Annotated in this window: 10 protein-coding genes and 3 pseudogenes; 7 read left to right on the forward strand and 6 right to left on the reverse strand. The window is 62.6% G+C overall.

The features are described from left to right. Positions 1-601: 601 nt before the first annotated feature. The 4 genes from fdxE (at position 602) to K6T84_RS23165 (ending at position 4,222) form a co-directional block, all read left to right on the forward strand. The gene (fdxE, locus tag K6T84_RS23150) at positions 602-805 is read left to right on the forward strand and encodes a ferredoxin FdxE (protein WP_329786910.1); all 204 of its coding nucleotides are present in this window, start codon (positions 602-604) and stop codon (positions 803-805) included. Positions 806-968: 163 nt separating this feature from the next. Beyond that, positions 969-2,111, forward strand: coding sequence for an acyl-CoA dehydrogenase family protein (locus tag K6T84_RS23155; protein WP_329786911.1), 1,143 nt, complete (start codon positions 969-971; stop codon positions 2,109-2,111). A gap of 528 nt (positions 2,112-2,639) precedes the next feature. After that, positions 2,640-3,620 carry a Rieske 2Fe-2S domain-containing protein gene (locus tag K6T84_RS23160; RefSeq protein WP_329786912.1) on the forward strand — a complete coding sequence of 327 codons (981 nt, stop codon included), beginning with the start codon at positions 2,640-2,642 and terminating at the stop codon, positions 3,618-3,620. Beyond that, positions 3,617-4,222, forward strand: a complete 606-nt coding sequence (locus K6T84_RS23165; protein ID WP_329786913.1) for a TetR/AcrR family transcriptional regulator — start codon at positions 3,617-3,619, stop codon at positions 4,220-4,222. Before K6T84_RS23160 ends, K6T84_RS23165 begins: the two co-directional genes overlap by 4 nt. A 40-nt stretch (positions 4,223-4,262) precedes the next feature. On the opposite strand, the gene K6T84_RS23170 is transcribed toward K6T84_RS23165, so the two are convergent. Then, the gene (locus tag K6T84_RS23170) at positions 4,263-5,642 is read right to left on the reverse strand and encodes a TetR/AcrR family transcriptional regulator (protein WP_329786914.1); all 1,380 of its coding nucleotides are present in this window, start codon (positions 5,640-5,642) and stop codon (positions 4,263-4,265) included. A 4-nt stretch (positions 5,643-5,646) separates the two neighbouring features. Next, positions 5,647-5,961 (reverse strand): acyl-CoA synthetase, encoded by a 315-nt coding sequence (locus tag K6T84_RS23175; protein WP_329786915.1) that lies wholly within the window; start codon positions 5,959-5,961, stop codon positions 5,647-5,649. A 114-nt stretch (positions 5,962-6,075) separates the two neighbouring features. On the opposite strand from K6T84_RS23175, the gene K6T84_RS23180 reads away from it, so the two are divergent. Then, entirely contained in the window at positions 6,076-7,275 is a 1,200-nt protein-coding gene (locus K6T84_RS23180) for an amidohydrolase family protein (protein ID WP_329786916.1), read from the forward strand. A gap of 260 nt (positions 7,276-7,535) precedes the next feature. Here K6T84_RS23180 and K6T84_RS23185 read toward each other — a convergent pair. Continuing rightward, positions 7,536-8,354 (reverse strand): annotated as a pseudogene (locus tag K6T84_RS23185) (IS1634 family transposase); the annotation flags it as partial. Between the two features lie 35 nt (positions 8,355-8,389). Here K6T84_RS23185 and K6T84_RS23190 point away from each other — a divergent pair. Then, positions 8,390-8,615 (forward strand): annotated as a pseudogene (locus tag K6T84_RS23190) (NAD(P)-binding domain-containing protein); the annotation flags it as partial. 92 nt (positions 8,616-8,707) lie between these two features. Here the strand turns inward: K6T84_RS23190 and K6T84_RS23195 are convergent. The 3 genes and pseudogenes from K6T84_RS23195 to K6T84_RS23205 all read right to left on the reverse strand — a co-directional run bounded on the left by K6T84_RS23195 (position 8,708) and on the right by K6T84_RS23205 (position 10,160). Beyond that, positions 8,708-9,523: an SDR family NAD(P)-dependent oxidoreductase gene (locus K6T84_RS23195; RefSeq protein ID WP_329786917.1), complete on the reverse strand. Its 816-nt coding sequence runs from the start codon at positions 9,521-9,523 to the stop codon at positions 8,708-8,710. Positions 9,524-9,561: 38 nt separating this feature from the next. Further along, positions 9,562-9,678: pseudogene (locus K6T84_RS23200) on the reverse strand (SDR family mycofactocin-dependent oxidoreductase); the annotation flags it as partial. A 119-nt stretch (positions 9,679-9,797) separates the two neighbouring features. After that, positions 9,798-10,160 (reverse strand): hypothetical protein, encoded by a 363-nt coding sequence (locus K6T84_RS23205; protein ID WP_329786918.1) that lies wholly within the window; start codon positions 10,158-10,160, stop codon positions 9,798-9,800. A gap of 164 nt (positions 10,161-10,324) precedes the next feature. Here K6T84_RS23205 and K6T84_RS23210 point away from each other — a divergent pair. Next, on the forward strand, positions 10,325-11,140 hold an 816-nt coding region (locus K6T84_RS23210), incomplete at its 3' end, for an IS256 family transposase (RefSeq protein ID WP_329786919.1).

The following is an 11,140-nucleotide window of genomic DNA, read 5'->3' on the forward strand; positions in this document are numbered from 1 at the left end:
CCGAAACGGAGGTCGCCTGAAACACCCCGATCCACAGGTATTGACAATTCCTCGCTGTTGTTCGGTCGGAGAGTGTTGTTGTCGTTATCAGCATGTGCGGCAGGGATGTACAGGGTCGTCGCGGCAACGGCGACGACCATGGCATGCAGGGTCAGCTCTCGAGACGGCATGCTAATGGCCTCCTGCCAGCAGCCAGGGGGTGGTGGCAGGCACTGGGTCACAGACGCACATGCGACCAATCGCTACGTCAGCCACGCGTACCCCTCATGGTTCACCTCTGGATCCTCACGACAAGAATTAGGTAGACATATTACTCTTTAGTCGTCGCTAAGCAAGGAAAAGTGTTGATCCATCCAAAGATTGCTCGCGCAAACACCCGGGGGCTCGGGCGCGTCGTCGCGGACCTGGCCGAAGTGCCGAGAGCGACGAACGGGATCTGGTTGCGGGTACCGGACACCGGCTATGCGCTCGACCTCGGTCATCCATGCCGAGACTTCATGGGCGGCAGCCCCGTTAAATAGTTAACTCTTTAGTTGTATACTGTCCTGGCTTGTCGCTTGCGGAGCGCTCCGCCCGCGGGCGATGTGAGGGAGGAGTTCGCGTGAAGGTCCGTCTCGATAGGTCGAAGTGTGTGGGACACGCCCAGTGCTACGCCGTCGATCCGAACTTGTTCCCAATCGATGACTGTGGCTACTCGATTCTCGAACCGCACGAGGTCAAGCCCGAGGATGCGCAGTTGACCCGAGAAGGCGTCGCAGCTTGCCCGGAGAGCGCGTTGATCCTCGAAGAAGTTGAAGAAGACTGACTGGGGCCTTCCCAGTCGCGCTGCTTACGGGTGCCGTCCGGGGCGACGGCCACGGTGGTGTTGCCCCTGCCGGATGGGTAACTGAAATGTCTTGAGGACAGGGCATTGCACGGTACTGAACAAGGTCGACAGGGATGTGTCGACTTCACGGAGAGTGACGACAATGAAACGCAAGATCTTCGGCTACGAGCACGAGCAGCTGCGCGAGACTGCCAAGCAGTACATCGAGCGAGAGGTCGCGCCCAACGCCGAGAGGTGGCAGAGCGAGCGCCTCGTCGATCGGTCGGCCTATGTCGCCGCCGGGGAATACGGACTCATCGGCTTCAATATGCCCGAGGAGTACGGCGGAGGCGGATCGGAAGATTTTCGGTTCAATACCGTCATCAACGAGGAGCTCTCGAGGTGGGGCTCGGTCGCGCCGGCACTGACCTTGCAAAACGACGTCGTCGGACCGTACTTCAAGAGCCTGGCCAGTGATGAGCAGAAAGAGCGGTGGCTGCCCGGAATCATCAGTGGGGAGAGCATCGTCGCGATCGCGATGACCGAACCCGGCGCGGGCAGCGACCTGGCCGGTGTCCGAACCTCGGGGGTGCGTGACGGTGATGACTGGATCGTCAACGGCTCCAAGACCTTCATCTCCTCGGGCATCAACTGCGACCTCGTGGTGGTGGTGGCCCGAACCGATCCGGAGGCCGGCCACAAGGGCTTCACGCTGCTGGTTGTCGAGGCCGGCATGGAGGGGTTCAGCCGCGGCCGTAAGTTGGACAAGATGGGCCTGCATTCGCAGGACACCGCCGAGTTGCATTTCGAGAACGTCCGAGTTCCTGTCGCCAACGTGCTGGGGAAGGAAGGGCGCGGCTTCTATCACCTGATGCAGAACCTGCCTTCCGAACGGCTGTCCATTGCGATCTCCGCGATCACAGGGGCACGTGAAACGTGGCGGCAGACACTGCAGTACGCCAAGGATCGCAAGGCGTTCGGGCAATCGATCGGCAGCTTCCAGCACAACCGGTTTCTGCTCGCCGAGATGGACACCGAGCTCGAGATCGGCGAGCAGTACATCGACCGTTGCTTGCAAGGCGTGGTTGACGGCGAGCTGACCGCTGTCGAGGCAGCCAAGGCGAAATGGTGGTGCACGGAAACGGCGAAGAAGGTGGTGGACGGCTGCGTGCAACTGCACGGCGGTTACGGATACATGAACGAGTACCGGGTCGCCCGCGACTACGTGGACGTGCGCATCCAGACGATCTTCGGGGGCACCACCGAAATCATGAAAGACATCATCGGCCGCGACCTAGGACTGTGAAGGCGAGGCTGTGAACGGAATTTCGGCTCGTCTCGACGGCAGGATCCTGCGAATCCCGCTGGACCCGGCCAGACCGGCGGAAAGCCGTTGACACGCCGACGCTTTAATTTCGTGCGCACACCCACCGCTTCCACCATGGATGAACGAAGCGCAACTCCATGATGAGCTGATCGGTCACGGTTTCGACCTCGGATCTTCTATCTGCCCTTTCGGGGAGCATGCCCGAGAATGGGCAGTCATGCCTGCGCATCCCATACGGTGGGAGCGTGGCCAGATCGAGGTTGTGTCAATGTTTTTCGGCATGCAGTCGAGCGACCTTGTCGCCGGGCGGTGCGTTGCTTGGACAGGCACCTGAGGGAATCCTCCATCCATCCCCGCCGCTCGGGGCACGACTTTCAGCTCGGTGGCTGCATTCGATGCAGTAGCGGCTGTCGCCGCCTGTGGCGGAATCGCTTCACCTCATGATTTGACAGAGATGTCAAAATGCGGAAACCTGAGGCATACCAGCCGTGAAAGGACTGCCCTGCAATGACTGAACTACCGAGCATGCGGCCGACCGGATGGTTCCAGGTGGCCTGGAGTACGGATCTGGCCGTCGGTGATGTCATGCCGCTGAAGTATTTTGGCCTTGAGTTGGTTGCGTTTCGCGATCTCGATGGCACGGTCAGTGTTCTCGACGCGCATTGTCAGCACTTGGGGGCGAACCTGGCCTTCGGCGGCTGTGTCGTGGAGGGCGGCATCCGGTGTCCGTTCCACGGCTGGGTCTGGAGTGGTCAGGGCCGTAACGTGTGTATCCCATATGAGGATCGACCCAATCGGGGCCGTCGGATGCGTTCTTATCCGGTGACCGAATTGAACGAATGTATCTACATCTGGCATGACCTGAAACGGCGCGATCCGTTGTGGCAGGTCCCGGCGGCTCTCGATGTGCTCGGTAGCCATATCCGTAGCCAGAGTTACCGGCCGCTTGGAGTCGATCAGCAGGAACTATACCGAGGCATTCATGTGCATCCGCAGGTGATCGCCGAGAATGCCGTGGATCCGCACCATTTCCGGTTTGTGCACCGCACATCGGTCACTCCGGTGGTGTTGTCGGAGACCACCGACCACGCTACATGGCATGCCAAAGTCGGCTTCGGTAAGCGGTGGGCCGATGGCGTGGACCGGCCCGGCGACACTGCGAATACCATCGAAATCAATTGGTCGGGAATCGGAGTCAGTTTCAACGGTGAACAGACCCGCGATGGGGTGCGGATCATCGCGATCTGCGCCACACCGGTCGACGAAACCACCTCGGACATCCGCGCGACGTACTGGATCTCTGAGGGGAACAACTACGAGGAACGGCTCCGGGCGGCCAAGTTGGCACTGCCTGACGACATCAAGATCTGGGACCACCAGAAGTACCTGGATCAGCCGGCGCTCGCGCCGTCGGAGGCGGCCGGCTTCAAGCACTTGCGCAGCTGGGCTCGTAGCTTCTATCCAGAACAAGCTGCGGCATCGATATGACCGGCGCGTCGCGTTCGGCGGTGAACCCGGTGGTGACTGCCAAGTCGGCGGTGACGCGCCGCGCCATCCTCGACGCGGCGCGTGAGGTGTTCGTCCGAAAAGGGTATAGCGGCACTCGGGTGATGGACATCGCAGCGCGTCTGCATGTGACCCGTGCGAACTTCTATTACTACTTCCATGACAAGCAGCAGCTATTCATCGAACTCGGCACCGAGGCGTATCGCGAATCCCTCACCGCCATCAAAGCGTTCGATGAGCTCGGGGCCTCGCCGGCCATCACCGAGGTTCTGGTCTGGGTGAGCAACTATTTCGACTATCTGGAGCGCAATGGCGCGTTCGTCGCCAGATCGATCGGTGACTTACCGGATGACCCCACGTTCACCGCGACGGTGGCACGGCTGCACAAGCGTGCCGCCCGCACGCTCGGCGAACACATTGTGGCCCGCAGCAGCGCCGAACTGAGCTCACCCGTCTCACTGGGGATAACGGTGATGGCAATGCTCGAACGCAGTTGGCTGCTGGTCAGCACTGCTGATGTGCCGATCTCGGCTGACGCCGCAATACGGAGCAACGCCGAGATTCTGACTCAGCTGATGCGTTAGAGGGCAGTGGGCTACGAGGGAGCCGCTCGACGCGGCTGGATCAATCTTGCTCAGCGCCCGGAGACCGAAGTAACGACCGCTGGAGAATGAGCATCATGAGCGCCGCGGTGGGTTCCGTATCACCGCGGGATGAGGGCACCGCGGTGGGCTCGGTCATCCGCCCGAGGATTGCCAAGAAGATGGCGGCCGCCGCCCGCTGGTCTATCCCACCCGGCAATCTGGTGCGATCCAGGACCGCAGTCACGGCAACGTGGAGCGCATGGATCCCGGGGCTGAGCGTGACATCCGAGAGTTGCTCAGTCACAGTGCCGTCGAACCCCGCGCGGATCACACCGTTGTAGCGGCGGTGAAACCCGATATAGCGGATCATCCAGGCGTGCAGGCGGCCAAGGTCGGGGCCGGTCGCTGCCAGGTGGTTCAACTCGTTGGCGAGGGGTTCGATCTCGGCGAGCGCATGGCAGGTCAGCTCGGCGAGAATTTTCACCTTGCTGTTGAAGTGACGGTACAGAGTGGCGCGGCTGATATCGGCGGCTGCGGCGATCTCGTCCATTGAGACGGCGTAGTACCCGCGTTCGGCGAATAGCGTTGAACTGACCGATAACACGTCCTGGCGCACCGGATTGTCATCGGAGTGCTTCGTTATCGCCGGATAGCGCGGTTGGACGGCGCCGACGACCGCGCAGTCGTGGTACGTGCTCTGTTGCCTGTGCCCCGTAGAAATGACGCTGGTAGGGGTATTCGGGAACAGCATCAGCTGCAGAGTGGTCGCCAGCGCCTCGGAGGTCTCGGTGCGGCTAGGCAGGTTGAACATGCCGCGATAGCGGTAGAGGTTGACCATGTGCGAGATTCGCAACAGGGCGGCGGCAGCATCGCGGGGATCCAGGTCGGGAGTGATGCCGATGCCCGTAAGGCGGTCTGTGATCAGAGTGCGCAACTCCTCGGCTACGGGGCCGGCGTCGGTGACGGGAATGTTTTCAAAGATGCCGATGCCCGGGAACTCCAGGAAGACCACCGCGTAGATGTCGTAGATATCGGCCCATTCATGCAGCCACCGGCTCAGGTTGCGCAGTCCCTGCGCGTCGGGACTGAGATGGGTCAGGGTGCGCGCGTGTGCGAGGACCGCATCCTCGCACTCGCGGACGAGTTCGACGTAGATGTCTTCCTTGCTGGTGAAGTACTGGTAGATCGTGGCCCTGGAGCCCCCCACTGCCCGCGCGATTGCCTCCACCGAGGTGGCGTGGTAGCCATTGGCGATGAACAGCGCGGCGGCCTGCGCCTTGATCTGATTCCTGGTATGGGCGCCGCGACGGCCGACCGCAGAGGTGGCGGTCGCTGAGTAGCCCGGGCGTCGCGCCTTGGCGACCGGGCTCCGGGGGGGTGCGTGTGGCGCGGAATCTTCATGAGTGGGTCGTCTCGGCACCGACTCAGTTTCCCGTACAGCCGGGCAGGTTGCGTTTGGCTTTGCCGGGGTAACCGAAGAATTTCTCGAAGTTGGCGTCATTGATGGGCTGGGCGGCGTTGCGCTGAACGGCGGCGCGTAGCGTGGCCAGCCGACTCCGGGCGTCCGCGATATCGGCGGGCGTCCCTGTTCGTTCCATCCGGTCGAGATGGCCTGCAGCGGCGGCGATCTCGAGGCGCAGCCGCTCACCGGCCTCACCGAAGGTGAGGAGATCGTGGTCGTCTTCGTCGGACTTTTCTCGGGGTTTGTCATGCGGTGATGGGGCATCCGCTGCGGACATGATGTTCCTCCAGGGTCTGGACGTTTGTGATTCCCATCATATACATTGGTGAGACAGATCGTCAGATAACGAGATGAATCGTCAGATTTCGAGCCTCAACAAGTTGGAGGCAGCATGCCCTTGCAAGACCACCATCAGATCGTGTCCGTTGATGACCATCTTGTGGAGCATCCGCGTGTGTGGCAGGACCGCTTGCCCGAGAAGTTTCGTGAAGCTGGTCCGCGGATCCTGGAACAGGACGGCAATCATCTGTGGTCCTATGACGGGCAGATCTTCCCGACCATCGGTCTGAACGCGGTGGCGGGCAAGCCACCCGAGGAGTGGGGGATGGATCCGGTTCGTTACGAGGACATGATTCCCGGCTGTTATGACCCGGTGGCTCGGGTCGCGGATATGGATCTCGACGGGGTGCAGGCCGCGTTGTGTTTTCCGTCGTTCCCCGGCTTCGGCGGCGGCACGTTCATCCGTGCCCAAGACAAGGAACTGGCGCTGTTGTGCGTGAAGGCATGGAACGACTTTTACATCGACGAGTGGTGCGCCACGGCGCCGGAGCGGTATGTGCCGTTGGCGATTTTGCCGGTGTGGGATATCGACGCGACGGTGGCCGAAGCGAAACGGGTGGCGGCTAAGGGTGCGCGCACGATTTCGTTCCCGGATAGCCCTGTGCCGTTGGGGCTTCCGTCATTTCACTCCGATCACTGGGACCCGCTGTGGCAGGTGTGTTCGGAAGCGAAGATCCCCGTCTCGTTGCACTTCGGATCTGGCTCATACGTGCCGGGCTTCTCCTTTTCTTCGATGAAGCCGGTTCCCGGTCAGATGCCGGTGATCGACGCGCCGTTCGCAGTCGCGACGACCTTGTTCTCGACGAATCTGATGTGGACCACGGTCGACCTGTTGTTTTCGGGCAAGCTGCAGCAGTTCCCGGAGCTGCAGATTTCGTTGGCCGAGGGCGGCATCGGTTGGGTGCCCTACATCTTGGAGCGTGCCGATTATGTGTGGGAGCGGCACCGGTACTATCAGGACATCGACTTCGACGCCCGGCCCTCGGACCTGTTTCGGAAGCACTTCTGGGGCTGCTTCATTGACGACGAGCATGGCCTGAAGAACCGACATGCCATCGGTATCGACCGGATCACGCTTGAGATCGACTTTCCGCACAGTGACTCCCACTGGCCGAACTCACGCAAACGCGCCACGGAGGTCCTCGCGGAGGTACCCGACGACGAGTGCGCGTTGATCGTCGAAGACAACGCCCGACGCATGCTGAACTACCCGCGCGTGCAGTCGGACTCACCCGTTTTGGCGTCGCGCTAACCGGGACCAGGAGCGGCGGGCCGGCTCAAGAAATAATCGGCCGCGCCGATCCCCTTTTACAGGGGTGGCGACGCGCTCCATTCCGATGACCGCCGCGTGCTCCCACAGTGGAAAGATGGTGCCGGCGCAGCGGGCAAAAGCAGGCGAAGTAGCCCCTTTTCGCCGTTGTGCTCCCGCTTACCCGGAGCGACGATGAGCGCCGAAGCAGAAGCGAGTCAGCCAGTTTGCCACGACTTCTAACCTGAGTTTGGACATTTCGCTTAGTACCCAGGGTTGAAGCCGAGATCGGTGAGGATCTTGCGCTCGGCGTCGGGGATCTCCGGCGGAAAGGTCTGCGTTGCACCGTTGATGTTGATGGGGTGGCGCTGCGCAGCGGCCGGAGCTGCTTGACGATCTTGACGACGTACAGTCCGGTGCGCGACTGGATGGCGTGGGCGACGGCCAGGGCAGTGAACACGATGGTCAGGTGGGCTTCGACGGCATCGCGCATCCGGTTGAACATGGGCCGGGCATCGAGGTCGGATTTGGACATCCGAAACGACTTCTCGATGTGCCATAAGTCGTGGTACTTCGTGATGACCTCGGCCGCCGGCATCACGGTGACCGGCACGTTGGTCACGTAGCCTTTGGGCCCGGCCAGGGATTGGGCCCGGGCCAGGCTGCCTCGCCGAGGGCACGGTCGCTGCCTCGGGTCGTGACCAATCGTGCGGTCTTGGCATTCTTCTCGCCGGCAACGATCGCCCGCGCCCGAGCTTCTTGGGCCGCCAGGGTCTTCTGGTCACGGCGGGCACGTTTGGCCGAATACGACCAGATCGCCCGCCACGACCCGGTGTCGTTGTCGGGGTTCCAGACCGGTTCAGCACGCAGCTTGGCGTCGTTGACGCGTGTGTTGCCGTGCCGAGGTGTCACGGTGTCGATGATCTGTCCGTCAGGGAAAACATCGCTGTTCCAATGGAAATGTGATTCCAGATCCCGGGAGCCTTCGTCATCCGAGAGCCGACGATGAATGACAGCTTCACCTCATCGAGGGCAGCGAGGTCGCTCTGCGAGAGCATGCCGGCATCAGCAGCCACCACCATCGACGGACATCGTCGGCTTCATCGGAGCGGGTCGGATGGGCGAACCGATGGTTGCGCGCCTGCTCGGAGCGGGCCATCGACCTGTGGTGTACGCGCGCCGCGAGGATGTTTTGTGCCCGGCTCTCGGCGGCCGGTGCGGTACTGGCCGACTCGGTGGCCGACGTCGCCAGCCGCAGCGACATTCTAATCGGATGCCTGTTCTCTGACGCCCAGCTCCGGGCCATCGGCGCCGGGCCAGAGGGATTCGTCGCCAACGCCGAGAACCGCGTTGAGGGATACCACAAGACGGCAGCATTCTGTGGCGGATGCCGCTTCTCCCGTCCTATCATGAGCGGATTTCTTCGCGGTACGTATCAGTCGGCGGTAAGGCTGCAACCGGTGAGTTCGGCAGATAGGGCCCACAGACGTTGCGCGTCGCCGGTGTCGAGGGCATGCGCCCGCAGGCGCGCCGGCTTCGGTGTGCCCCATTGGTGGGCGAGTCCCCGCGGTGCGATGTAGGTGCCATTGGGCAGGTCGGTACTGACTGCCTGGATGGTCGAACGTGCCCCATCGGCGGTCCTTTGTGCGATCTGCGGTCCGATCACTCTGCCGGCCCAGCGCACCAGGCGGCTGCCGTCGCGAGTGATGTCACTGGCGACCATCCCGGGGTCAACCGCATACGCGGTGCGTCCACGCCGAACCAGTTCACGCACGAACAGCAGATTGGCCAGTTTGGACTCACCGTAAGCCTTCCACGGGTTGTAGCGACGCCGCTGCCAATTCAAGTCGTCGAGATGCAGACGGGCTAGCGCGTAGTTACTACTGGCCACCACCACGACGCGATCGCGAATCCGGTCGCCGAGCAGACACGTCAACGCAAAGTGGCCGAGGTGGTTGGTCCCGATGTGCGCCTCAAATCCGTCCGCAGTTCGGGTCAGCGGCAAACCCAGTACGCCGGCATTGTTGACCAGAACATCGACCGAATCAATGGATTCGGCGAAGGTCCGCACGCTGGACAGATCGGCGAGGTCGAGGTGGCGGACCTCGACGTCGCCGTCCATCTGCGCGGCGGCGTCCTTGCCCTTGGCGAGGGTTCGGCAAGCGATCACCACATGATGACCGGCCGCCGCCAGCGCACCTGCGGCCGCTTTCCCGACGCCGCTGTTGGCTCCCGTGACAATGATTCGCATCGGCGTTATAAGGACGTCGGTCCGTTAGCGAACCCGACCAATGCGTCGCAGATGTCGACTGCGATGATGGCGGCGCCCGCCTCGCTCATCCGTATCGAGTGCGCTCGACCCTGGCCGCGGGCCGCGCCGGTGATGAACGTGACCTTATCCTTCAAGACGAATCCTTCAAGACGACTCCATCATCGATGCGTCGCTCCTCTATCTTGTCAGCTGATGACAAAATAGCCATCGGTGTCCCCGGGCGCAAGCCGCCCAGGAAAGTAGCGTGTCGAACTCATCGCAGCGATGCGCTTAACACCGCGAAGAACGTCTCCGCGGCCTGGCTGACTTGGTCGGGGGTGAGTGTCGAGCGGCCCCAGAGTTCGATCACGGCCATGTCGGCGCCGGCGATGACACCCGCATAGAGCCGCGGACGGGCGTCGTGTGCAGCGTCGACACCCAACGACACCGAGCAGTACGCCGACAAGGCGTCGAGCAAACCCTCCTGGCGTTCGCCACGGGTGCGCGCGAGCACGTCCGGCGCTTCGGCTGCCGCCGCGCGCCACAAAGCGACGCTATCCAGATCGACCTTTCCCGCGCCGAACCGCGAACGAATGGCCGCCCACGCTGTAGACAGCGGCGTTGAGCTGGGCGCCAACGAGACGATAGTGGGGTAAGTCCCCTGGGGTGGTGGGGTTTCGTGACCGGGGTTGAACTGTGCGGACACGTTCGAGGTGTGTCGTTGCCGGTGTTGGGGTGGGCCATCGCGTAGTGATCGGTGAGTTACCTACCAAGTGACTCAACAGGAAGACACACGACGCGATGACCCAGGATCATTCTGCCCTGCTTGCTCAGCTCGATGCACTGAAGTCCGCTGATGGCGGCGCGGTGTTTGCCGAGCTGATCCGTGCTGGGCTGCAGGCGCTGATCGAGGCCGAGGCCACTGCTGCGATCGGTGCCGGCCGCTATGAGCGCGCCGATGGGCGCACGGTGCACCGTAACGGCCATCGGCCCAAGACGGTGTCGACCACCTCCGGTGATGTCGAGGTGCGCATCCCCAAGCTGCGGGCCGGGTCGTTCTTCCCGTCGCTGCTGGAGCGCCGCCGCCGCATCGACCGCGCACTGCACGCGGTCATCATAGAGGCCTACGTGCACGGCGTGTCCACCCGCAGCGTCGATGACCTGGTGGCCGCGATGGGCGTGCAGTCAGGGGTGTCCAAATCGGAGGTCTCGCGGATCTGCGCTGGCCTCGACAACGAGATCGAGGCGTTTCGGACCCGCAGCCTGGCTCACACGACGTTTCCGTACGTGTTCTGCGATGCGACGTTCTGCAAGGTCCGGATCGGGGCGCACGTGGTCTCTCAGGCCCTGGTGGTGGCCACCGGGGTGTCCATCGACGGCACCCGTGAGGTGCTGGGGACCGCTGTCGGTGACAGCGAGTCCTACGAGTTCTGGCGAGAGTTTCTCGCCTCGCTGAAAGCCCGCGGCCTCTCCGGGGTGCATCTGGTGATCTCTGATGCCCATGCCGGCCTGAAATCGGCGGTGGCCCAGCAGTTCACCGGTTCGTCGTGGCAGCGGTGTCGGGTGCATTACTCCGATCTTGCGGTTATGCCGACATCGGGGTGGCCCGTGCTGGTA

Origin of the sequence: Mycobacterium zoologicum (assembly GCF_020181635.2) — a bacterium.
GTDB lineage: Bacteria > Actinomycetota > Actinomycetes > Mycobacteriales > Mycobacteriaceae > Mycobacterium > Mycobacterium zoologicum.

Excerpts from the sequence above, each read along its gene's own strand:
- K6T84_RS23165 (WP_329786913.1), top strand. The coding sequence starts at position 3,617 with ATGACCGGCGCGTCGCGTTCGGCGGTGAACCCGGTGGTGACTGCCAAG.
- K6T84_RS23180 (WP_329786916.1), top strand. The coding sequence starts at position 6,076 with ATGCCCTTGCAAGACCACCATCAGATCGTGTCCGTTGATGACCATCTT.
- K6T84_RS23175 (WP_329786915.1), bottom strand. The coding sequence starts at position 5,961 with ATGTCCGCAGCGGATGCCCCATCACCGCATGACAAACCCCGAGAAAAG.
- K6T84_RS23195 (WP_329786917.1), bottom strand. The coding sequence starts at position 9,523 with ATGCGAATCATTGTCACGGGAGCCAACAGCGGCGTCGGGAAAGCGGCC.
- K6T84_RS23155 (WP_329786911.1), top strand. The coding sequence starts at position 969 with ATGAAACGCAAGATCTTCGGCTACGAGCACGAGCAGCTGCGCGAGACT.
- K6T84_RS23160 (WP_329786912.1), top strand. The coding sequence starts at position 2,640 with ATGACTGAACTACCGAGCATGCGGCCGACCGGATGGTTCCAGGTGGCC.